This window comes from Streptomyces sp. NPDC059398, from assembly GCF_042751845.1.
Taxonomy (GTDB): domain Bacteria; phylum Actinomycetota; class Actinomycetes; order Streptomycetales; family Streptomycetaceae; genus Streptomyces.
In genome coordinates, this window is sequence record NZ_JBHYWP010000088.1 from 1003 (window position 1) to 23713 (window position 22711).

General features: G+C 72.7%; 12 protein-coding genes. 3 read left to right on the top strand and 9 right to left on the bottom strand.

Translation table 11 applies throughout. The features are described from left to right. Window positions 1-146: 146 nt before the first annotated feature. Both ACFXBC_RS26535 and ACFXBC_RS26540 read right to left on the bottom strand, forming a co-directional pair. Window positions 147-1793, bottom strand: coding sequence for an adenosine deaminase (locus ACFXBC_RS26535; protein ID WP_385029439.1), 1647 nt, complete (start codon window positions 1791-1793; stop codon window positions 147-149). A gap of 95 nt (window positions 1794-1888) precedes the next feature. Further along, the gene (locus ACFXBC_RS26540) at window positions 1889-2734 is read right to left on the bottom strand and encodes a helix-turn-helix domain-containing protein (protein ID WP_385029490.1); all 846 of its coding nucleotides are present in this window, start codon (window positions 2732-2734) and stop codon (window positions 1889-1891) included. Between the two features lie 117 nt (window positions 2735-2851). Between ACFXBC_RS26540 and ACFXBC_RS26545 the strand changes: the two genes are divergently transcribed. Further along, window positions 2852-3313, top strand: coding sequence for an ATP-binding protein (locus ACFXBC_RS26545; protein ID WP_385029442.1), 462 nt, complete (start codon window positions 2852-2854; stop codon window positions 3311-3313). 42 nt (window positions 3314-3355) lie between these two features. Here ACFXBC_RS26545 and ACFXBC_RS26550 read toward each other — a convergent pair whose 3' ends face one another. The 4 genes from ACFXBC_RS26550 to ACFXBC_RS26565 are packed head-to-tail and all read right to left on the bottom strand — an operon-like array spanning window position 3356 to window position 15928. Next, window positions 3356-4156, bottom strand: a complete 801-nt coding sequence (locus ACFXBC_RS26550; RefSeq protein WP_385029445.1) for an ABC transporter permease — start codon at window positions 4154-4156, stop codon at window positions 3356-3358. Continuing rightward, on the bottom strand, window positions 4144-5202 hold the full coding sequence (locus ACFXBC_RS26555) for an ATP-binding cassette domain-containing protein (protein WP_385029447.1): 1059 nt from the start codon (window positions 5200-5202) through the stop codon (window positions 4144-4146). Before ACFXBC_RS26555 ends, ACFXBC_RS26550 begins: the two co-directional genes overlap by 13 nt. A 59-nt stretch (window positions 5203-5261) precedes the next feature. Then, window positions 5262-5468, bottom strand: coding sequence for an MbtH family protein (locus tag ACFXBC_RS26560; RefSeq protein WP_385029450.1), 207 nt, complete (start codon window positions 5466-5468; stop codon window positions 5262-5264). Beyond that, the gene (locus tag ACFXBC_RS26565) at window positions 5465-15928 is read right to left on the bottom strand and encodes an amino acid adenylation domain-containing protein (RefSeq protein WP_385029493.1); all 10464 of its coding nucleotides are present in this window, start codon (window positions 15926-15928) and stop codon (window positions 5465-5467) included. Before ACFXBC_RS26565 ends, ACFXBC_RS26560 begins: the two co-directional genes overlap by 4 nt. A gap of 569 nt (window positions 15929-16497) precedes the next feature. On the opposite strand from ACFXBC_RS26565, the gene ACFXBC_RS26570 reads away from it, so the two are divergent. Then, window positions 16498-16821, top strand: coding sequence for a hypothetical protein (locus ACFXBC_RS26570; RefSeq protein WP_385029453.1), 324 nt, complete (start codon window positions 16498-16500; stop codon window positions 16819-16821). Between the two features lie 88 nt (window positions 16822-16909). Here ACFXBC_RS26570 and ACFXBC_RS26575 read toward each other — a convergent pair whose 3' ends face one another. The 3 genes from ACFXBC_RS26575 to ACFXBC_RS26585 all read right to left on the bottom strand — a co-directional run bounded on the left by ACFXBC_RS26575 (window position 16910) and on the right by ACFXBC_RS26585 (window position 20898). Continuing rightward, window positions 16910-17389 carry a DUF2867 domain-containing protein gene (locus ACFXBC_RS26575; protein WP_385029456.1) on the bottom strand — a complete coding sequence of 160 codons (480 nt, stop codon included), beginning with the start codon at window positions 17387-17389 and terminating at the stop codon, window positions 16910-16912. Window positions 17390-17569: 180 nt separating this feature from the next. Further along, the gene (locus ACFXBC_RS26580) at window positions 17570-19969 is read right to left on the bottom strand and encodes a phosphoketolase (RefSeq protein ID WP_385029459.1); all 2400 of its coding nucleotides are present in this window, start codon (window positions 19967-19969) and stop codon (window positions 17570-17572) included. 59 nt (window positions 19970-20028) lie between these two features. Next, window positions 20029-20898, bottom strand: coding sequence for a universal stress protein (locus ACFXBC_RS26585; RefSeq protein ID WP_385029462.1), 870 nt, complete (start codon window positions 20896-20898; stop codon window positions 20029-20031). Window positions 20899-21182: 284 nt separating this feature from the next. On the opposite strand from ACFXBC_RS26585, the gene ACFXBC_RS26590 reads away from it, so the two are divergent. Then, the gene (locus tag ACFXBC_RS26590) at window positions 21183-22649 is read left to right on the top strand and encodes a glycoside hydrolase family 76 protein (RefSeq protein ID WP_385029465.1); all 1467 of its coding nucleotides are present in this window, start codon (window positions 21183-21185) and stop codon (window positions 22647-22649) included. The last annotated feature ends 62 nt before the right edge of the window (window positions 22650-22711 follow it).

Genomic DNA, 22711 nt, shown 5'->3' on the forward strand with positions numbered 1-22711 from the left:
TGTTTGTCTCGCCGCCCGGGGTTCGGGGTGTGTGCGGGTGGAGCAAAGGCTCGCGTTGTTCGGCGCTGTTCTTTGGGTTTTGTCGCGGGAGGGGGGGGTCGGGGTTCTGTCGCGGACCGGCCCGGGCCTGACAGGGACAGGGGTCCCTACGCCTGGTGGCGCGCCTCGAACGCGGCGCGCTCCGTCTCGTCACGCCACTGGAGGGCGGCCTTGGGGCTGGCGTTCAGCAGCTCGCGGCAGCTCCCGGTGAGCCTGCCGGTCCGGGGGTCACTGCCGGCGCAGGCGGCGGTGGGCCGGTGGTCCCCCACGGCTCGCCAGATGCTGCGGCCCTGGATGAAGGCGTACTCCAGTGACGTACGGGCGCTGTCGCGCAGCTGACGGTACGACAGGTGGTGGTCGGTGACGGCCCGAGCGTACTCGGCCGTGATGTCGGTGCCCGAGACGCCCTGGTCGTCGGTGGACAGCGCCACCGGCACACCGGCGGCCAGGTAGCGGTTGACCGGGTGGTCGTCGCCGCAGACTTCGAGGATCTGGCAGTTGCTGGTCAGCGGCACCTCCACCACGATGTGGCGGCGCGCCATGGTCCGCAGCAGCTGCCACGGCCGGTCCTCGCCCATGACGTCCACTCCGTGGCCGATGCGCTCGGTCCCGGCGGTCTCGACGGCGTCGCGTACATGGAACCTGAGGTCGTCGCGGGGGGCCACCTTGCTGGTCAGTTCACCGGCGTGCAGGGTGACATGCGCCGTGCGGTAGACGGAGCGCAGATACCTGATCATGCGCATCTGCAGGTGGTAGTCGCGCAGGGCGATGGGGGCGTCCTCGGCCTGCACCAGGTTCACCCCCACATAGCGCGGGTCCTTCTCGGCCATCTCGAAGCCGGCGAGGAGCTGGGTGAAGACGTACTGCGGATCGGCGGCGCGGCCGACCTGGAAGTCGAAGCGCACCCGCACCCGGCAGGCGGGCTGCGGTTCGGGGGCGTCGCAGCCGAGGGTGGCGCGCTGCTCGGCCATCTCCCGGGCGGTCTCGGCCTTGGCGTCGTCGAGGACCCGGCCCAGCTTGCCGCCCGCGAGCAGGTCCTCCCGCATCCGGCCGAAGTCGCCGGTCCACCGGAGGCCCGCCCCCAGTTGCTGCAGAGCGGGGCCCTGCGGGGTGAACAGCGGTTCCACGTAATCCTGGTGGTTCGCGGCGGCCACCTTCGTCACCTCGGCGACCAGCCGGCCGCGGTGCGATCCTGTGACGGCCTTGAACTTCCCGAAGGTCGCGAAGAAGTGGTCGTGGCCGCTCTCGGCGGGCGTCTCCTTGAAGTCCTCCATGGACCAGGCGTGGATGACGTCCTGCCGGAAGTCGTGGTCGGACACGGCGTCCGCGGCGGGCCGCGTCCCGGGTCCGCACGGCGGGGCGGATGCCGAGAGCGTGGACTCGTCGATGCACAGCCCGTCGTCGGCCGCGAAGCCGATCAGCGCCTCGACGGGTACGGCGCCCGACAGATGGGTGTGCAGGTCCCCGCCCTTCGGCATCGGGCGGAGAAAGGACCTGAGCTGGTCCGGGTTGTCCCTCACCTCGTCGAGGTACCGCTGGGTCGCTGCGGTGGCCGGCCCGTCCTGCCAAGGGCGTTCCACGGCGGGCCTGTTCGCGGGTGCGGCCGCGGACGCGCCGGGCACGGTGGCGGCCAGTACGGCCGTGGCGGCGGCGAGCAGCGCGGCGCCGGCCCGCAGGCCGGAGAGCGACCGGGACCGGCGGGCGGGGGCAGGGTTACGAGAGGAATCGGACCGATAGATCCGGTAGGTGTCCATGCGCAAAGGAATACCGGATCTTGATCCATTTTCCGGTGAGACTCGGTCGATCACACCAGTACGGGTGATACCGGCCGGTCCGGGCCGTTCAGACCTCAGATCCGGAACAGCGCGGACAGCGCGGCGCCCGCGGCCGGCGCCGCGCCGCAGGCGGAGTCGAGGAGCATCCGGTACGCGGAGACCAGCGCGCGGTCATGGGTGACGGCGGCCTCGCCGCCGGGGGCGCCCACGACGGCGTGGTCCGGGATCTCCGGGACGGGAAGCCGGATCAGCTCCAGCGGCGGAGCCCCCGTCAAGGCGTGCGGTCCGGCCCCCAGCGGCATCACCTGGAGGGTGATGTTCGGGCGGCCGACCGCTTGCCGCAGGGAGTCGAGCTGCTCGCGCATGACCTCGGGGGAGCCGACGCAGGTGTGCAGGGCGGCCTCCGGGACCAGCGCCCACAGGACCGCCTCCCGCTCGTGGAAGCGCTCCTGCCGTGCCCGGAGGAACTCCGTACGCCGTGCCCGTACCGCGGGCGGCGCCTGTGGGTGGCGGACCGCCTCGACCGCGGCGGCGTAGGCGGGGGTCCGCAGCAGATCGGGGACGAGGGCGGGGTGCCACATCCGGATCACCCCGGCCGACGACTCGATACCGATGACGTCCCGCTGCCAGGCGGGCAGGACGTCCCGCCAGCGGTGCCACCAGCCGGGTTCGTTCGCCCTGACCAGACTGGCCCTGATCCGCCGGGCGTCCTCCTCCGGGTGGTGGTAGTACTCCAGGAGATCCCTGACCTGCCCGGCGTCCAGAGCGGTCTCCGCCCGCTCGATGCGCCGCACGGTGGCCTCGGAGAGGTCCAGCGCCACGGCCACGGCCGCCAGGCTGCAGCCGGCGCGCTCACGGGCCAGGCGGAGCTGCTCCGCGACCACACGATGCTCCAGGGTGGGGCCTGAGCGGGCTCTCACGGCGTCCATCTCCTTCACGGCTCATTCACGGCGAAACCGGGCAACCGCGGGGTCGCATTCTGCGTGATTCACACTCTGACAGTTGCAGAGTATGCCGAAAGTGTTGATAGTGCATATATGTCTGAATTCGATGGTGATGCCTCTGCCGCGCCCTTCGACGACAGGGACGACTGCGCCTACCGCTGGTCGACGCCGCGCATACCGGAGGGGGTCACCGACTCACGGCAGCGCGTCCGCGACGCCATGCTGGCCTGGGGCGAGCCGGAGGAGCGGACGGAGACCGCCGTCCTGCTGGTCTCCGAACTCGTCACCAACTCCGTCCGCTACTGTGCCCGGTCCGCCACGGTCCGCTGCTGCCTGCGGCGCACCAGCTCCCGGATAAGGATCCAGGTGTGGGACGCGGGCGGGGACGGCATTCCGGCCCAGCGCAGGCCGCCGGTGTGCGAGACCGAGCCGGACGGCGCCGCACCGGCCGGTCTCTCGGAACGGGGCCGTGGTCTGCTCATCGTGACCGCGCTGGCAGCCGCCTGGGGCACCTCGCAGGAGGCGGGCGGGCGGCTGGTCTGGGCCGACGTCTGACCCCCGGCGCAGTCCCCGCCCGCCCCGTCGTCGCGGCCGCCCTCAGCGCACCGTGATCCGGTGGAAGCGCCGCAGTGCCAGGCCCATGAAGACGCCGGTGATCACGCAGGCGCAGAGCAGGGCGTACGGAAGGGCGTGTACGACGGGCCAGGCGCCGTCCGCCCGCAGTCCGCCCGGTGGAGGGTTTCCGAAGAGCAGGCGGACGGCGGTGGCCGTCGCCGACACCGGATTCCACTGCGTGACGGTCCTGAGCGGTCCCGGCATCGTGTCCGTCGGGACGAACGCCGACGAAATGAACGTCACCGGGAAGAGCCAGATCAGCCCGGCACTCTGAGCGACCTCCACACTGCGGGCCATCAGTCCGATGGTGGCGCCGACCCAGGACATGGCGAAGGCGAAGAGCAGCACCAGCAGATAGGCGAGGGCCGCCTCGGCTGCGGAGTTGGCGATGCGCCATCCGACGAGGAGTCCGCAGAGCGAGGTCACGGTGAGCGTGACGACGCTCATGGTCAGATCGGACAGGGTCCGGCCCAGGATCACCGCCATTCTGGGCATCGGCAGCGACCGGAACCGGTCGACGATGCCCTTGTCCATGTCGTGCGCGAGTCCGAGTGCGGTGAACGCCGCGTTGAAGGTGACCGCCTGCGCGAAGATCCCGCCCATCAGGAAGGTCCGGTAGTGCGCGCCCCCGAGGCTCCCGCCGAACACATAGGCCAGGAGCAGCACGAACATCACCGGCTGGACGAGCGCGGCGATCACGGATCCGGGTGTACGGCGCAGGTTGAGCAGATTGCGCCAGGCGATGATGGTGGCGTCGCGCGCCACCCGGTTCACCCCTGCCACGGCTGCCCCTCCCGCGTCTCCCGGCCGGGTCCTCGCCCGGCGGGCACGGCCGTACCCACCGGCTCGGCCGTCGGGGGGCCGCCCCCGGTCCCCCGGGACGGGCCGCCGGTGAGTGCGAGGAAGACGTCGTCGAGGGTGGGTGGCGCCAGTTCCACGTCCCGCACCGTGATCCCGTCGAGCCGCAGACACCCCAGTACGTACTCCAGGGTGTGCGCACCGTGGTCGGTGGTGACCGTGAACCGGCCGGTGCGCCGGTCCAGTTCGGGTTCGTGGGCGCCGAGGGAGCCGAGTATCCCGTACGTCCGCGACCTGGCCTCCGGGTCGGGCACGGTCAGCGCGAGACGCTCGCCGCCCACCCTGGCCTTCAGTTCGGCTGCCGAGCCCCGTGCGATGGCGGTGCCGCGGTCGATGACGACGATGCTGTCGGCCAGCTGATCGGCCTCCTCCAGGTACTGGGTGGTGAGCAGGACGGTGGTGCCGGCGCCGACGAGTTCCCGGATGGACTGCCAGGTGTCGATGCGGCCGCGGGGGTCGAGCCCGGTGGTGGGCTCGTCCAGTACGACCACCGGCGGTCGGGCCACCAGAGCGCCCGCGAGGTCGAGGCGCCGGCGCATTCCGCCGGAGTACGCCCCGCTCAGCTGGTCGGCGGCCTCGTCGAGGCGGAAGCCGGCGAGCAGTTCGGCCGCCCTGCGCCGGGCGGCGGTCCGGCGCATTCCGTAGAGGCGGGCCACCAGGTACAGGTTCTCGCGCCCGGTGAGCTTCTCGTCGACGGCCGCGTACTGGCCCGAGAGCCCGAGCCTGCGGCGCACCCCCTCGGGGTCATGTGCCACGTCGCGGCCGGCGATCCTGGCGTGCCCGGCATCGGGTCGCAGCAGGGTCGACAGGATCCGCACCAGGGTGGTCTTGCCCGCCCCGTTGGGGCCGAGGACGCCGAGTACGGTCCCGGGCCCGGCCTCCAGACCGACACCCCCGAGGGCCTGTTTCGCACCGAATCTCTTGGTGATTCCTTCCGCTTGGATCGCTGGGGACGTCGGCTGGGCCGTCATCGCTGCCTCTCGTCGGGTGAATGGCGGACGCCCGGCATGCCGGGGGCTCCGGTGGCCGGTCAGCCGACGGTGATCCGGGCACTGCGCGGTGTCAGGTCGGTCCAGTTCTGGTCGACGTAGGCGAGGCAGGCTCCGTGGTCGGCCGGCCCGTACACCGCTCCCCACCCGTCGGGTACCGCGGCGAACGAGGGCCACAGTGCGTGCTGTCCCTCGTCGTTGACCACGACGCGGTGCTGGGTCTGCGGGTCGTCGAAGGGGTTGGTCATGACAGTTCTCCTTGTGCGGTGGGGTGAGTGGCGCGCAGGGCCGCGGCCACGGTGGTGCCGATCTGCTCGCGGGCCGCGGGCTGCATCATCCGGGCGTGCGCACACGCCACGTCGTGGTTCTCGATCGGACCGGTGATGTACGGCGCCCAGAGGTCCGTTCCGAAGGTGCCGGCGGGGCGGCCCTCCGCAGCGGTGAAGAAGAGCACGGGGCCGTGGAAGGTACGGGGGGTGTAGACCCGCATCAGCCGCGCCTGGCCTGCGAAGTTGTCCACCATGTGATCGATGGTGGCCGGTTCGAGGGCGCCCAGGGGGCTGCCGGTGCGCCGGAACTCGTCGCGTACGGCCGTGGCGTCCACGGCTGTGTCGCCGCCGGGCGCGGCGCCCTCGACACCGAGGTTGCCCAGCAGCGCGCGGAAGACCGTGTCCCGGTCGGCGCTGTCCAGGTTGTCGAGCGGGGCGACCGGGAACGCGTCGAGGAGAGCGAGCAGGGCGACCCGCTCCCCCGCCTCCTGGAGCTGGACGGCGACCTCCTGGACGACATTGCCTCCGAAGGACCAGCCGAGCAGGTGGTAGGGGCCGTGCGGCTGGACCGTCCGCAGCTCCGCCACGTAGACGGCGGCCATGGCCTCGATGCTGTCGGGGAAGGGGGCCCCGCCGTCCAGGTTCGGCGACTGGAGTCCGTAGAGCGGCCGGCCCTCGTCCAGATGCGGCAGCAGACCGGCGTACGACCAGGCGAGGCCGCCCGCGGGATGGACGCAGAACAGCGGGGGGAGACCGCCTGCCGTGCGCAGCGGCAGCAGCGTCGTCAGCGGGCTGTCGGCCGCGCCGTCGAGCCGCTCGGCGAGCCCGGCCGGGGTCGGAGCCTCGAACAGCGCCCGGATGCCCAGCTCCACGCCGAGTGCCGTACGGATACGGCCGATGAGGCGGGTGGCCAGCAGGGAGTGGCCGCCGAGTGCGAAGAAGTCGTCATCGGTCAGCACCTGGTCGGTTCCGAGGACTTCGGCGAAGAGCTGGCAGAGCACGTCCTCCCGGGGGGTGCGCGGAACCCGGCCGGTCCCGGCGTCCCGGGTGCGCGGTGCGGGCGGTGGCAGCGCGGCCCGGTCGAGCTTGCCGCTCGGGGTCAGCGGCAGCCGCTCCAGCGTGAGCCAGCTGGACGGGACCATGTACGCGGGCAGTTGGCGTGCCGCGTGGTCGCGAAGCCCGGCGGAGCCGGCCGGTGCGTCGCTGTCCGCGGGCACAATGTAGGCGGCCAGCGCGGCCTCCGCACCGCTCCCGTGCACGGTGACCGCCGCCGCCTCGACCTGCGGGTGCGTCGCGAGTACGGCGGCGATCCCGTCCGGTTCGACCCGGAAGCCGCGGACCTTGGCCTGGTGGTCGGCGCGCCCGGTGAACTCCAGCTCGTCGTCCCGGGTACGGCGTGCCCGGTCGCCGGTGCGGTACATCCGGCTGCCGGGCGGCCCGTACGGGTCGGGCAGAAAGCTGCGGGCGGTCTCCGCCGGGCGGCCCAGGTATCCGAGCGCGAGGCTGTCACCGGCGAGATAGAGGTCGCCTGTGGTCCCGGTGGGTGCGGGGCGCAGCGCGTCGTCCAGGACGTGGACGCGGGTACCGGTCACCGGGGCGCCGAGTACCGGCCGGGCCGCCGCCAGAGGGGTCTCCAGGGTGTCGACGGTGGCCTCGGTGGGCCCGTAGAAATTCCAGCTCTGCGTTCCGGGGACGTCGCGCAGCTCGCTCCACAGTCCCTGCGGCACGGCTTCGCCGCCGAGGATCAGCACGGCCGGGTGGTGCTCCCCCACGGCGAGCAGCCCGCTGTCCAGGAGCTGCCGGGTGTGGGTCGGCGTGGTCTCCAGGACGTCGATCCGCTCCTCGCGTACCCGGGCGACCAGGGCTTCGGGGTCGCGCCGGGTGAGGTCGTCCACGAGGTGCAGGCGGTGACCGGCGAACATCCAGAGGACCGGGTCCCAGGCGGCGTCGAAGGAGAGCGTCGCGGTGAGCGCGGCGGTCAGACGCGCCCGGCCCGCGGTGCGCGCCGCGGGTGCGAAGACATGGTCACGGTGGTGTTCCAGGAGGCGGGCGAGGGAGCGGTGGGCGACGAGTACGCCCTTGGGCCGTCCGGTCGAACCCGAGGTGTGGATCAGATAGGCGGGGTCGTCCGGGGCGGGACGGTGCGCGGGGCCCGGGGCGGGGAGTGCCAAGGTACGCGCCGACCGGTCGCTGTCGAGGACCGTCCGGTGCCACTGCCCGGGTATCCGCTCCGCGGTGCCGGCCACCGTGACGACGGTGCGCGGCCGGGTGTCGTCGAGGATCGCGGTGATCCGCCCCGCGGGCAGGCTCGCGTCGACCGGCGCGTGCACGCCGCCGGCCTTGAGTACGCCGACGAGCGTGGCGATGGAGTCGGTGCAGCGCGGCAGCAGGACGGCGACCGGGTCGCCCGGCCGTACCCCGCTCTCGGTGAGGAGGGCCGCGATCCGGTCGGAGCGGGAGTCGAGTCCGGTGAAGGAGAGACTGCCGTCGGGGGCGGTGACAGCGATGTCGCCGGTGCGTGCGGTGGCGACGGTCCGGGCGAACCGGTCGAGTACGGTGCCGGCCGGGCAGGGAGCGGGCCGCCCCTCGCCCAGGGCGAGCAGACGGGTCTGCTCGGCGGCGGGGATCAGGGCGAGGTCCCGGATGGGGGTGTCCGGCGCGGCGGCGGCGCCGTCCACGAGCCGGCCGAACCGGTCGGCCAGGTCACGGGCGGTCGCGGTGTCGAAGAGGTCCCGGCTGAACTCCAGCGTCCCTTCGAGCCGGTGTGCGCCCCCTTCTTCGTGCTGCTCGGTCAGGCTCAGGGAGAGGTCGAACTTGGCTCCCCCGGTGCCGACTCCGCTCATCTCCGCCTGGAGACCGGGCAGTTCCAGCCGGGGCCGCACGGTGTTGTTGAGGGTGAGCATGACCTGGAAGAGCGGGTGCCTGCTGAGTGAGCGGTCGGGCCTGAGTTCCTCCACGAGCCGTTCGAAGGGGAGGTCCTGGTGGGCGTAGGCCGCCAGGTCCGTCTCGCGCACCCGGCCCAGCAGCTCCCGGAACGTGGGTGCGCCGTCGGTGCGGACCCGCAGGGCGAGGGTGTTGACGAAGAATCCGACGAGTCCGTCGAGTTCCTCGTCGGTGCGCCCGGCGACCGGCGTCCCCACTGTGATGTCGTCGCCGGCGCCGGACCGGTGCAGCAGGACGGTCAGTGCCGTGTGCAGCACCATGAAGGTGCTGGTGGCCGAGGAGCGGGCGAGCCGGGAGACCGCCTCGGTGGTCTCCGGCGAGAGCCGCAGTGCGACGGTCCCGCCCCGGCCGCTCGGGTGCACCGGGCGCGGACGGTCGGCCGGCAGCGCGGTCTCGGCCGGTGCCGATGCGAGCTGCCCCCGCCAGTGGGCGAGCTGGCGGGCGGCGAGGCTGTCGGACTCCTCGGCGGCGCCCAGGACGGCGCGCTGCCACAGGGCGTAGTCGGCGTACTGCACGGGCAGTGGTGTCCAGGCCGGTGTGCGGCCCGCTACCCGGGCGCTGTAGGCACCGGCCAGATCCTGGGCGAGCGGGCCCATCGACCAGCCGTCCGCCGCGATGTGGTGGGCCGTCAGGAGCAGCACGTGCTGGTCGTCGGCGAGCGCGAACAGCTCGGCTCGCAGGGGCAGTTCACGGGCGAGGTCGAAGCTGCGGACGGCGGATGCCCGGAGCGCTTCGGTGAGCCCGGACGGGGTGGCCGCTGTCACGGGGAGTTCGGGGCGGGCGCCGCCGGGGGCGAGTACGGTCTGGTGGGGATCGCCGCCGGACTCCTGGATGAGAGTGCGCAGGCTCTCGTGCCGGGCCACGACGTCGGCCAGCGCACAGCGCAGGGCGTCGCGGTCGAGTGTTCCGGTCAGCCGTACGGCGACGGGGATGTGGTAGGAGGCGTCGTCGGGGTCCATCCGGTGCAGGAACCACAGGCGCTGCTGGGCGGGTGAGAGCGGCAGCCGGTCGGGGCGGGCCGTCCTGCGCAGCGCGGGCCGTGCGGCGCCCGCCTCGCCGAGCCGTTCGGCCAGTGCCGCGGGGGTGGTCGCCTCGAAGAGTGTACGGACGGGCAGTTCGGTGCCGAAGGCGGACCGGATCCGGCCGACGAGGCGGGTGGCCAGCAGGGAGTGGCCGCCGAGGTCGAAGAAGTCGGCCGTGCGGGCGACCCGGGGGTGTCCGAGGGTCTCGGCGAACAGGGCGCACAGGATCTCCTCCTGAGCCGAGCGCGGCGGGTCGTCCGTCCCGTCGCTCTCGGCCGCTCCGGCCGGCAGGGCGTCGAAGTCGACCTTGCCGTGCACGGTCAGTGGCAGCCCGGGTACGGGGACGACCGACGAGGGCACCATGTACGCGGGGAGCCGCCCGGCCACGAAGGCGCGCAGGGCGCGCGGGGAGAGGTCCTGCCCGTCGCAGGGGACGGCCCATGCCACGAGCCGGGCCGCGCCGGACGCGTCGGGCCGTACGGCCACGGCGGCCTGGACCACTCCGGCGTGCCGAAGGAGCGCCGCCTCGACCTCCCCGGTCTCGATACGGAAGCCCCGGACCTTGACCTGGCCGTCGGCCCGGCCGGCGTACTCCAGATGTCCGGCGCGGCGGCGCACCAGGTCGCCGGTCCGGTACATCCGCGCCCCGGGGCCGCCGAAGGGGTCCGGCAGGAAGCGCGCGGCCGTGGCCGACGCCCGGTTCTCATATCCGCGGGCGAGCCCGGCACCGGTCAGATAGAGCTCACCGGTGACGCCCGGGGCGACGGGACGCAGCCGGGCGTCGAGCAGCCTGGCGCGCATCCGGTCCACCGGCCGGCCGATGTGCGGCCGGGTCCCGGCGGTGATCGGTCCCATGACGCTGTCCACGGTGGCCTCGGTGGGCCCGTACAGGTTCCACACGGCGACGTCGTCCAGCGCTCCGAGTTCGTTCCAGAGTGCTTCGTTGACCGCTTCGCCGCCGAGGGCGAGCACCCGCGGGCGGGGGCGGCCGGGTGCGAACAGGCCGCAGGAGCGGAGCTGTTCGAGGAAGGACGGGGTGGTCTCCAGGACGTCGATGGCGTTGCTGTGCAGATGGGCGGTGAGCGCCTCGGGGTCGCGCCGCGTCGCGTCGTCCACCAGGTGGAGTTCATGACCGGCGATCATCCACAGCAGCGGGTCCCAGGAGGCGTCGAACGTGGTGGCCGCGGTGAGCGCGACCCGCAGCGCGAGCCCGTTGTTGGCCCGCTCCGCCGGTCCGATCAGCCGTTCCTGATGGCTGGCGAGCAGGCTGGCGAGTGAACGGTGCTCGACGACCACGCCCTTGGGGCGGCCGGTGGATCCCGAGGTGTACAGCACGTACGCCGCGTCGCAGGGCCGGGGCGGCTGCGGCGCCGGGCCGGCCGTGGCGGGTCGCGGGGCTCCGTCACCGATGAGGAGCCTGCGGTGTCCGGTCTCGGGGAGCGCGTCGGTCGTGCGGCCGGTCGTCAGTACGAGTGCGGGGGCGGCGGTGTCGAGGATGAGCCGGTTGCGGGCGTGCGGGTGCGAGGGGTCGAGCGGCACGAAGACGGCTCCGGCGCGCAGCACACCGAGCAGCGCCACGATGTGCAGCGAGGTACGCGGCAGTGCGACGGCGACCCGGTCGCCGTGCCGGACCCCCGACTCGTGCAGCAGCAGGGCCAGTTGCTCCGTACGGTCGTGGAGGTCACCGAAGGTGAGGGCGCCGCCGCCGTCCACCAGAGCTGTGCGGCCGGGGGTGACGACGGCCCGGGTGGTGAGGACGTCCACCACCGTGCCGATCGGGTCGACGGGTTCGGCGGCTTGGCCCCGCGCGGGGGCCGGGGTGTCCGCGGGGCCGCCGACCGCGGCCGTGTACTCGGCGGCCGTCAGGAAGTCGGCGTCGGTGACGGGCCGGTCCGGGTGGCGCAGCAGGGCGGCCAGGAGGCGCGCGTAGTGGTCGGCGAAGCGTTCGGCGCTCGTACGGTCGAAGAGGTCCTCGCTGTACTCCAGTTCACCGGTGATCCCCGCGGGTGTCCCTGCGGTGTCATGGTGTTCGGCCAGGTCCCAGGTCAGGTCGAACTTCGCGCCGGTGCGTCCGGCCGCCGGGTCGTGCTCGGCCCTGAGATCCGGCAGGGAGACGGTCGGAGCGGGTGCGTTGTTGAGGCTGATCATGACCTGGAAGAGCGGGTGCTGTGCCGGGCTGCGCGACGGGTTGAGCGCTTCGACCAGCCGGTCGAAGGGGAGCTCCTGGTGGGCGTAGGCGTCCAGGTCGGCGCTTCTGGTGCGGTTCAGCAGTTCACGGAAGCCGGGCGCCCCCGAGGTGTCCGTACGCAGCACGAGGGTGTTGACGAAGAAGCCGACGAGCCCGGTGAGGCTCTCATCGGTGCGCCCGGCGACCGGGGTGCCCACAGCGATGTCGTCCCCGGCGCCCAGCCTGGTCATCAGGGCGGCGAGCGCGGTGTGCAGCACCATGAAGGTGCTCGCGCCCTCCCGCGCCGCGAGTTCGGTGAGGGCCCGGTGGGTGGCCGCGCCGATCCGCAGCGGGACGGTGGCGCCCCGGCCCGAAGAGTGCGCCGGGCGGGGCCGGTCGGCCGGGAAGGAGATCCCGGCGGGCAGCCCGGTGAGCGCCGCGGTCCAGTGCTCCAGCTGTCTTCCGGCCAGGCTGCGCGGGTCGGCGGGGTCGCCGAGCAGTGCGCGCTGCCAGAGCGCGTAGTCGGCGTACTGCACCGGCAGCGGCGCCCAGTCGGGCTCCACACCGTCGCGGCGTGCCGCGTAGGCGTCCGAGAGATCACCGAGCAGCGGGCCCATCGACCAGCCGTCGGCGGCTATGTGATGCAGAGTCAGGACCAGCAGATGGCAGTCGGGGCCGGTGACGGTCAGCTCCGCGCGCAGCGGGAGGTCCCGGTCCAGGACGAACTCGGCCGGGCCGGTGATGTCCTGCCCGAGGCCGTCCTGCCCGAGGCCGTCCTGCCCGAGGCCGTCCTGCCCGGTGCTGTCTCGTCCGGTGCTGTCTCGTCCGGTGCTGTCTCGTCCGGTGCTGTCTTCTCGTCCGGTGCCGCCGTCCGGGGCCCACAGCGGTACCCGGATGTCCTCCGGTGCGAGGACCCGCTGGTGGGGGCCTTCCGCGTCCTCGGCGAATACGGTGCGCAGGCTCTCGTGCCGCCGCACCACGTCGTCCAGTGCGTGGGCCAGTGCCTGCCGGTCGAGCGGTCCGGTCAGCCGCAGCGCGACCGGCAGGTGGTAGGCGCGACTGCCTCCGCCCATCCGGTCGAGGAGCCACAGCCGCTGCTGGGCGAAGGAGAGCGGGATCCGTTCCGGGCGCGGCACCGCGGGCGTCACGGCGGGCCGTGCCCCGTGGGCGCTGTCCAGCAGCGCGGCAAGACCTGCCGGGGTGGGTGCTTCGAACAGTGCGCGGATCGGGAGCTCGACGCCGAAGTGCGCACGCACCCGGCTCACCAGCCGGGTCGCCAGCAGCGAGTGGCCGCCCAGTGCGAAGAAGTTGTCGTCCCGGCCGGCTCTGGGCAGTTCCAGGCACTCCGCGAAGAGCCCGCACATCGCGGCCTCGTCGGGGGTGCGCGGTTCGCCTCCCGCCCGGGGCGCCAGGGGTGCGGCGTGCGGGAGCGCGGCCGTGTCCAGCTTGCCGTTCGGGGTCAGCGGCAGCCGTTCCACGGCCGCGTACGCGGTGGGCACCATGTGCTCGGGCAGCGTGTCCGCGAGGGCGTCGCGTATGTCCGGGAACACCGGCGCGGGCCCCGTGCGGCTCACCAGATAGGCGGCGAGCCGCTCCACTCCCCCGTCCGCAGGGGCGGCGAGCGTCACCGCGGCTTCGTCGACGCCCGGCAGCGAGCGCAGCGCGGACTCGATCTCGCCGGTCTCGACGCGGTACCCCCGTACCTTGATCTGCTGGTCGCTGCGGCCTGCGAACTCCAGGGTGCCGTCGTCGCTCCAGTTCGCGAGGTCTCCGGTGCGGTACATCCGGCTGCCTGGCGCGCCGAACGGGTCGGGCAGGAACCGGTCCGCCGTCAGGCCCGGCCGGCCCGAGTAGCCGCGGGCTACGCCCTCACCCGCGAGGTAGAGCTCACCGGTCGCCCCGACGGGCAGCGGGTGGAGCGCCGAGTCCAGGACATAGGCACGCGCACCGGAGACCGGCCGGCCGATCGCCGGGGTCCCGCCGGAGATCCGGGTGGTGACCGCGTCGACCGTGGTCTCGGTGGGTCCGTAGAAATTGAAGACCAACAGGTCCTGGTGGTCGGCGAGTCGGCTCCACAGCGCGTCGTCGACCGCTTCCCCGCCGAGCGCGATCACCCGGGGGTGGTGTACGGGAGAGCCGAGCAGCCCGGCCGTGATCATCTGACGGAGGTAGCTGGGCGTGGTCTCGATGGCGTCGATGCGCCGTTCCACCAGGAACGCGACGAGCGCCTCCGGGTCCCTGCGGGTGTCGTCGTCCACGATGTGCAGTTCGTGTCCGGCCAGCATCCACAGGACCGGGTCCCAGGAGGCGTCGAACGAGGTGGCCGCCGTGAGGGCGACCCGCAGCCGCCGCCCGAGCGCCCGCTCCGCCAGCGTATGGGCCTCTCTGCGGTGGTGCGCCAGCAGGTTGCTCAGGGAACGGTGCTCGACGACCACGCCTTTGGGGCGGCCCGTGGAACCCGAGGTGTAGATGACGTAGGCGGCATCGCGGGGACCGGGCCGGGTGGAACCGGCCGGGGCGGCCGGTGAAGTGGCCGGTCCCGCGGCGTCCGGCTCGACCAGCGGCAGTCCGCCGGCCGGGTCGGTGCGGGCCGCCGACCCATGGGTCGCGACCAGCGCGACCGGCCGGGAGTCCTCGATCATGTAGGCGAGCCGGTCGGCCGGATAGGTGGGGTCGAGCGGCAGGTAGGCGGCGCCCGTCCGCATGACGGCGAGCATCGCGACCACCAGGTCGGCCGAGCGGGGCAGTCCGACCGCGACCCGGGTGCCCGGTCCTGCGCCGTTCTCCGCCAGCCGGGCGGCGAGGGCGTTCACCCGCGCGTCGAGTGCGCCGAAGGTCAGCCGCACGGCGCCGGACACCAGGGCGGTGTCCTGCGGGTGTTCGCGGGCGCGGGCGGCGAACTGCTCGGGCAGCGTTCCGGTGGCGGGAGCGGCGGCCGGTACGGTGCCGCTCTCCCCCGCCGTGCCCGCGTCCCCGGAGCCCAGGCCGATGAGGCGGCGCTGTTCCGTGTCGCCGACGGTCCGCAGCGAGCCGATCTGCCGCCCGGGGTCATCGGTGAAGCGCCCGACCAGGCGCAGGAGGCGGTCGTGGTGGTTCTCCAGTTCCCGCTGGGTGTGCAGGCGCGGATTGCCCAGCAGGTCGATGCGGAGTCCGCCGCCCCCGTACGAGGCGTGCACGGCCACCACCATGTCGTCGACCGGGCCGACGGAGAGGTTGTGCAGGGTGGCCGTGTGCGGTCCGAAGCGGAGGGTGTCGTCGAAGGCGAGCACATTGACCGAGGGGCCGGTCAGACGGCCGCCTCCGGCGGCGAGCCCCCGGTCGTTGCGGAGATCCTCGGCGGGGTACCGCTGGTGTCTCAGCACGGCGCGGGCCTGGGCCGACGCCCGCTTCGCCACGTCGCTCACCCGGTCGGACGGGGACACCGGAAGCCGCAGAGGCAGGATGTTGGAGAGCATGCCGGGCGTTGTACGGGACACGGAGGTCCGGCGCCCGGTGACCGGCAGCCCGATGACGACCTCGGGCACACCCCGGCTGCGCTGCAGGTAGGCGGCCACGGCCGCCATGACGAAGGCGGGCCAGGCGACACCGGAGGCGCGGGCGGCCGCGCGCAGCCGTTCGGCACCGTCCCGGTCGATCTCGCCGCTCGCCGCCAGGAATCCGCGCCCGGGGGCGCCGGCCTCCTCCCCGGCGATCCCCACGGCTGCGGGCGCCCCGTCGAGGTAACGCGCCCAGAACTCCTTGTCGGCGGCGCGCAGTTGAGACGTCTCGTAGGCCCGGTCCGCGTCGACGAGCGGTCCCAGCGGCGCGGGCAGCGACGCGACGGGCTCCGCGTCCGGCGCGGTCATCTGCGTGTAGGCGTCGGCGATACGGCCCAGCGCGAGCACCGCGCTGTAGCCGTCGAGGGCGAGGTGGTGCACCTGCTGGTGGAAGAAGTGCAGGTCGTCGGCGAGCCGGTAGAGCGTCATCCGTACCAGCGGCCCCACGGCCGGGTCGGCCGCGGTCGCGAGATCGGTGGCCATCAGACGCCGCGCCGCACCTTCCGGATCCTGATGGCCCGACAGATCGACGAGCGGGACCGTGATGCCGCTGTCCGGGCTGACCCGCTGGTACGGGATGCCGTCGTGCTCGCCGAAGGTGAGCCGCATCGCCTCCGTCTCCCCGGCCACATGCCGGACCGCTTCCCTGAGCAGCGCGAGATCGACCCGGCCGGGGATGACCGCGTACTCGGCCACGTTGTACGACGGGTTGCCCGGGTCGAGTTTCTGCGCGAACCAGAGCCCCCGCTGAGCGGCGGTCAGCGGGAGCACCGCTCCACGGCCGTCAGCAAGGCTGTTGTCGGCACCACCGTCGTCGGCACGCTTGCTGTCGGCACCGCCGTCGGCGGCATGGCTGTCGTGGGTCTGTGCGTGGGTCACGCGGAACTCACCTCGGAGCTGGGGACGGCCGGACGGCTGACGGGGGGTTGCAGCCGTCGGCCGGAGAAGGGGAACGGGCGGTAGCGGGCTCACCGGGCAGGGCGGTCCGAGGGGTGCGCGGTCATCGCGACCGACTCCGAACGGGTCGCCGCCGGGCCTTCCTCCGGGCCGGTCCTCCGGCCCCTTCACGACGAACCACAGCTGCTGCCTCCAATGCCGACACCGCCTCAGATGCGCTGTCAACCAACGGTTCGGAGCTGAGGATGCTATGGACTGCCGCTGTGTCTTAGCTCACATTTTCAGATCATCAAGCGGGTTAATCGGATCTTTTCCCCACCGGCGGAAGCGCGGGGACCACACGGAAGAGACCTGGGACACACCGGGCCGGCCGACCAAGCCGCACCGGCTTCAGTGCCGAATGACGGCGAAACCGTATGGTCCGTACGAGAGTTGGAGAACCCTTGAGGATTCCCGTTTCCCTGCCCCGCTGGGGGACCGCCACCGCGGCCGCCGGCCTGCTCCTGCTGGTCTCCGCGGGCGGCGCCGCCGCGGCTTCGGCCCCCGCCGGGGCCGCGCCGGGCGCTGCTCCGGCCCAGAGCACAGCGCACCGGACGGCCACCGCGCCGCCACTCGCGAACGCCTACCGCGGCATACAGGGCATCAACTTCTGCCTGCTGGCCCGTTGCACCATCGGTGATCAGGGCGCCGGGGGCAGGAGCACGGGGCCGAGCAACACCCAGGGGGCGAATTTCTGTCTGCTGGCTGTCTGCACCGTCCGCCCCTGACCTGGCGCCCGGCCGAAAGCCGCCCGCACGGTCTTCCTGACAGAGCCGCGCGGGTGCGCCGCCCGGCGGCGTCCGCGCCGCCGGGCGGTCAGGAAGCCGTACGGGTCCGCTCCGCCCGCCCGAGGAGATAGGGCACCGCCAGATGGTGCACGGGCGCGGCTGCCGCCCACACCAGCCGGGAGAGCCGCCTGTGGTAGCGCACGAAGGTGACCCAGACGACGCCCGAGCCGTTCACCACCACGACGTTGCGGGTCGCGACCAGCGGCGAACGCGCTTCGAGAGTCACCGATCCGGGGCCGGACTCGGAGACCGGCCAGCCGAGGACATGGTCCGGCGACGGCCTCGGTCCCATCCGCAGCCCGAGGACGAGGGTCCAGCCCCGCAGCAGGGCCCAGCGCACGGTGGCCGGAGCGCCCTCGAAGGTGGCCCGTGCCCACTGCTCGGGCGTCCGGGAGCGCGCATGCCGGGAGGGCAGTTCGAAGGCGGAGGCGTAGTCGGCCGTGGCGAACTCGTCGGCGGAAAGGGCCACTTGCGGGACTCGCACCCGGCGTACCCGGGGAGTTGTCATCGGAGGCCCTTCCACAGGGGGCGGGGACGGAGGGCTCCCGGTGGCGCCGGGGCCTTTCACGGCGCCACCGATTGTGCCGCCCGCGGCCCGCGGACGCGCCGTGATCCGCGGGCATGTCTCAGATGGCGGGGTCCGGCGGGGTCGCTCAGGTGGAAGGGCACCTCCGGATCGAGCGGTCTCTCAGCCGTCGAGCGGCAGCGGCTGCCAGGTCCAGTCGGCCACCTCGGGCAGGTCGGTGCCGTGCGCATGGATCCAGGCGTGGTGCCTGAGGCGGGCGTCCTCCATGGTCTGGCGCGCGTGGGTGGCCCGTACCGCGAGCCCCGGGACACGGTCGATGACGTCCAGGACCAGCCGGTAGCGGTCCAGGTCGTTGCGGACCACCATGTCGAAGGGGGTGGTCGTGGTCCCGGACTCCTTGTAACCCCGTACATGCAGGTTCTCGTGGCCGGCCTGGCGGTAGGCGAGGCGGTGGATCAGCCACGGGTAGCCGTGATACGCGAAGATCACCGGCTTGTCGCGGGTGAAGAGCGCGTCGTACTGCTTGCCCGAAAGACCGTGCGGGTGCTCCGACTCCGGGAGCAGCCGGGCCAGATCCACCACATTGACCACCCGGACCGCGAGCCCAGGCAGGTAGCGGCGGATCAGCAGAGCGGCGGCCAGCACCTCCTGGGTGGGTACGTCGCCCGCGCAGGCCAGCACGACATCGGGTTCCTCGCCCTCCCGTTCGGTGCCGGCCCACTCCCAGACCCCGGCACCGCGCGCGCAGTGGGCGCGCGCCTCGTCCATGGTGAGCCAGTCGAAGCAGGGCTGCTTGCCCGCCACCACGACATTGACGTAGTCCCGGCTGTGCAGGACATGTTCGGCGACGGAGAGCAGGGTGTTGGTGTCCGGCGGGAGATAGACGCGGACGACTTCCGGTGACTTGTTCAGTACGTGGTCCACAAAGCCGGGATCCTGGTGCGAGAAGCCGTTGTGGTCCTGGCGCCAGACGTGCGAGGTGAGCAGGTAGTTGAGGGAGGCGATAGGCCGGCGCCAGGGCAGCGTGCGCGACACCTTCAGCCACTTGATGTGCTGGTTGACCATCGAGTCGACGATGTGCACGAACGCTTCGTAGCAGGAGAACAGCCCGTGCCGCCCGGTGAGCAGATAGCCCTCCAGCCAGCCCTGGCAGGTGTGTTCGGAGAGGATCTCCATCACCCGGCCGTGCCGGTCGAGATGCTCGTCGACGCCGAGGACCTCCGCCTGCCACGCCTTGCCGCTGGCCCCGTACAGGGCCTGGAGCCGGTTCGAGGCGGTCTCGTCGGGGCCCACCACCCGGAAGTCGCGGCGCTCCGCGGTCGCCGCCATGACCGCTTCGAGCAGATCGCCGAGGACGCTGGTCGGTTCGTGCAGGGTGGCGCCGGGCCGGGGGACCTGCACGGCGTACTCGTCCAGGGACGGTACGGGGAGTTCCCGCAGGCGCAGGCCGCCGTTGGTGTGCGGGTTGGCTCCGAGGCGCAGGGGGCCTTCGGGGACACAGGCCAGTACCTCGGCGCGGGGCCGCCCCTGGGGGTCGAAGAGGTCTTCCGGCCGGTAGGAGCGCAGCCACATCTCCAGCTGCCTGAGGTGCTCGGGGTTCTCGCGGACGCCGGGCAGCGGCACCTGGTGGGCCCGCCAGGTGCCCTCGACCGGCAGCCCGTCGACGCTTGCGGGCCCCGTCCAGCCCTTGGGGGTGCGCAGTACGATCACGGGCCAGCGGGGGCGTACGGCGGCGCCCTCCTCGCGGGCGCCGCGCTGGATGAGCGCGATGCGGTCCAGGGCGGTGTCCATCGCCTCGGCCATGTCCCGGTGGACCGTGTCCGGATCGGCGCCGGTGACGTGCAGGACCTCGTGCCCGTACCCGCGGAGCAGTCCGTCGAGCTCCGCCTCGGGAATGCGCGCGAGCACCGACGGATTGGCGATCTTGTATCCGTTCAGATGCAGGATCGGGAGGACGGCACCGTCGTGCACCGGGTCGAGGAACTTGTTGGAGTGCCACGACCCGGCGAGCGGCCCGGTCTCCGCCTCGCCGTCGCCGATGACACAGGCCACCAGCAGACCGGGGTTGTCGAAGGCCGCGCCGTACGCGTGGGAGAGCGAGTAGCCCAGCTCCCCGCCCTCGTGGATCGAGCCCGGCGTCTCGGGCGCGACATGGCTGGGCACACCGCCGGGGAAGGAGAACTGGCGGAAGAGCCGCGCCATGCCGGCCGCGTCCCGGCCGATGTCCGGGTACGTCTCGGTGTAGCTGCCCTCAAGCCACGAGTTGGCGAGGACGGCCGGGCCGCCGTGGCCGGGCCCCCAGACACACACCGTGTCCTGGCCGCGTGCCTTGGCCACGCGGTTCAGATGGGTGTGGACCAGGTTCAGTCCAGGCGAGGTGCCCCAGTGGCCGAGCAACCGGGGTTTGATGTGTTCCGGCCGCAGCGGTTCGGTGAGCAGCGGATTGTCCTGGAGGTAGATCTGGCCGGCCGCCAGGTAGTTGGCGGCCCGCCAGTGCGCGACCAGGGACGCGAGTTCGTCGTCGGTGACCGCGGCCGGTGCTTCCGTACTGGTCTCGCGCATGGCGCTCCCTGCCTTCTCTGCCTGGTTTCGGTGGTCCGCCGGTCGGGGCCGGCGCCCGGTCAGTCGTGCGGGACGACCGCCACCGGACACGGCGTGTGGTGCACGGCCGACGACAGGACATGGCCGACCGGTGGCGAGAGCGCGGGCCGGCCCCTGCGGCGCCCCACGACCAGCAGCCCCGCGCCCGTGGCGCCCCGGACGACGGCCTGGGCCGGACTCTCCGTCCGTACCCGTTCGGTGGTGCGCACCTGGGGGAACTTCTCCTGCCAGGGCCGCAGCGCCTCGCTCAGCTCCGACTGGGCGCGCTCGGTGGCCCGCCGGGCGGCACGGGAGTCGGTTCCGCTCCGGGTGTACGCGTGCTCCGGAACGCTTCTGCCGTGCACGGCCCGCAGCATGACGCCGCGCCTGGCCGCGGTGTCGAAGGCGAACGCACACAGCGCGTCGCACGGCCCGTGCAGCGAAAGACCCAGGACCACGGCGCCGTCATCGGCCACCGGCCCGGTCGCCTCCCGCGCCCGGACGAGCACGACCGGGGCGTCGGCGCGCGCCACCACCCGCAGACCGATGTCGCCCAGGTAGTAACTGGCCAGCGGGGCCATGTCCCGGGAGCCGAGCACGACCACCTGCGAGTCGCCCGCCGCCTCCAGCAGGGTCTCCGCCGGGTCGCCCTCCGTGAGTTGCTCGGTGACGGGCAGTCCGGGACAGCGCTCGTCAATGACGATGCGCGCCCGCTCCATGATCCACCGGGGAAGGCCGAGTCCCTCCTGGCCGCCCTCGTCCGGCGTCCCGGCGTGACCGTCCGGATGCGGCACCCGTGCGTGCAGGACGCGCAGGGCCGCGCCGCGCGACTGCGCCTCACGCGCCGCCCAGCGGACCGCGGAGAGCGACTCGGCCCTGCTGTCCAGGCCCACGGTGACGATCGGCTTCATGGCCGTGCTCCGTTCTGGTGCCCGAGGTCCCCGATGTCACGGACAGGGGCGTGCTGCCGTACTGGATCCGATTCTCGGCACGAGTGACACGCCCCCGCAAACGCAGCGGCTGCCCGGGAGCCCATGGCCACCTGCCGCCGGGCCCACCGCCGACCGCTGAACTCCGGCCCGTACGGCGGGGGCTCATCTCACGCCGCAGGGTTCACTATTGGCATGGACCTGATTTTTTCTGCGCCCGCCCGCCCCGGGCACCCTGACGGCCCCCACCCCACCGGAAGGCTCACATGACCCCCACACCCGGACGGCTGACTCTGCTCGCCGCGATGTCCTGCCTGCTTCTCGGCTTCCTGCCATCGGCGGCCTCCGCCGGAACCACGGCCTCCACCGGCGCCCAGGGAGCGATCTGCAACAAGTACTGCGACGCCCGCGACCCCGCCACGGCGACGAAGGACCGGACGCCGGTCACCGCCTCGGTCTACTCGCGCAGCATCGCTCTGCATATCGATGACAACGATGTCATGGGGTGGGCCTCCATCGACAACGGCAACCCGGGTGACGAGGTCTGGCTGGACCGCTCCTTCGACGGCGGAAAGACCTGGTCGTCGGGGAGCAAGCTGGGTGACACCAGGACCCCTTCGGGATCGGGCGGCTGGCGCACCCAGATGTACAACGTCGACGACTGGAACTCGGCCGGAGTCGGTGCGCTCCGGGCCTGCGGAAAGGCCGGGGACCGGGCCGAGATCGCCTGCACGGAGTGGGCGCGTACGGACTGGAACGCGGGCAGCAGGAGCACCGCGGCGGCGACCGCGCTGATGATGTCGTTCGACCGCGGCACCGGCCTGTTCGGTGGCAATGGCTGGTGGACCAGTGCCAACGCGCTGACGGCCGTCATCGACAACATCCGTACCAGCGGCATGCCCAGCTACAAGTACGCCGTCTCCAGCATCTACGACAAGAACATCGGCGCGCAGGGCGGCAACTTCACCAACGACTACCTCGACGACACCGGCTGGTGGGGGCTGGCCTGGGTCGCCGCGTACGACCTGACCGGCGACAGCCGCTATCTCGACACCGCACGGGCCGACGCCGACCACATGTTCGCCAACTGGACGGGGACCTGTGGCGGCGGTGTGCTGTGGAACGAGAACAAGACCTACAAGAACGCGATCACCAACGAGCTGTTCCTCCAGCTCAACGCCGCCCTGCACAACCGCATCCCGGGCGACTCCGCCTATCTGGACCGGGCGAAGAACGAGTGGTCGTGGTTCAGCTCCAGCGGCATGATCAACGCGGACCACATGATCAACGACGGTCTGACCGACGCCTGTTCCAACAACGGCCAGCAGACCTGGACGTACAACCAGGGTGTGATCCTCGGTGGACTGGCCGAACTCCACCGGGCCACCGGCGACAACAGCCTCCTGGACACCGCCCGGACCCTGGCCGACGCCTCGTCCACCCGGCTGGAGACCGACGGTGTGCTGCGGGAGCCCGGCGAGTCCGACGGCTGCACGGGTGACGGGCCGTCGTTCAAGGGGGCCTATGTACGGGGGCTCGGCAAGCTCAACTCGGAGCTGTCGGACCACCCGTACAACGCCCCGCTGAGCCGCTGGGCGGACGCCGCACACAGCAAGGACCGCAACGCGCTCGACATGTACGGGCCGCACTGGAACGGCCCCTGGGCCGGAACGCCGGACTACGGCTGCCAGCAGAGCGCGCTCGACCTGCTCAACGCGGCGCCCGCGAGCTGAGGCCGGGCCTGCCGCACGCCCGCTCCCGGGGGGGGGGGGGGGGGTGGTGTGCACCCGGTCCC

Bases quoted from the DNA above. Each gene is read 5' to 3' on its own strand.
- ACFXBC_RS26535 (WP_385029439.1), bottom strand. From the start codon at position 1,793: ATGGACACCTACCGGATCTATCGGTCCGATTCCTCTCGTAACCCTGCC.
- ACFXBC_RS26545 (WP_385029442.1), top strand. From the start codon at position 2,852: ATGTCTGAATTCGATGGTGATGCCTCTGCCGCGCCCTTCGACGACAGG.
- ACFXBC_RS26555 (WP_385029447.1), bottom strand. From the start codon at position 5,202: ATGACGGCCCAGCCGACGTCCCCAGCGATCCAAGCGGAAGGAATCACC.
- ACFXBC_RS26560 (WP_385029450.1), bottom strand. From the start codon at position 5,468: ATGACCAACCCCTTCGACGACCCGCAGACCCAGCACCGCGTCGTGGTC.
- ACFXBC_RS26575 (WP_385029456.1), bottom strand. From the start codon at position 17,389: ATGACAACTCCCCGGGTACGCCGGGTGCGAGTCCCGCAAGTGGCCCTT.
- ACFXBC_RS26580 (WP_385029459.1), bottom strand. From the start codon at position 19,969: ATGCGCGAGACCAGTACGGAAGCACCGGCCGCGGTCACCGACGACGAA.
- ACFXBC_RS26585 (WP_385029462.1), bottom strand. From the start codon at position 20,898: ATGAAGCCGATCGTCACCGTGGGCCTGGACAGCAGGGCCGAGTCGCTC.
- ACFXBC_RS26590 (WP_385029465.1), top strand. From the start codon at position 21,183: ATGACCCCCACACCCGGACGGCTGACTCTGCTCGCCGCGATGTCCTGC.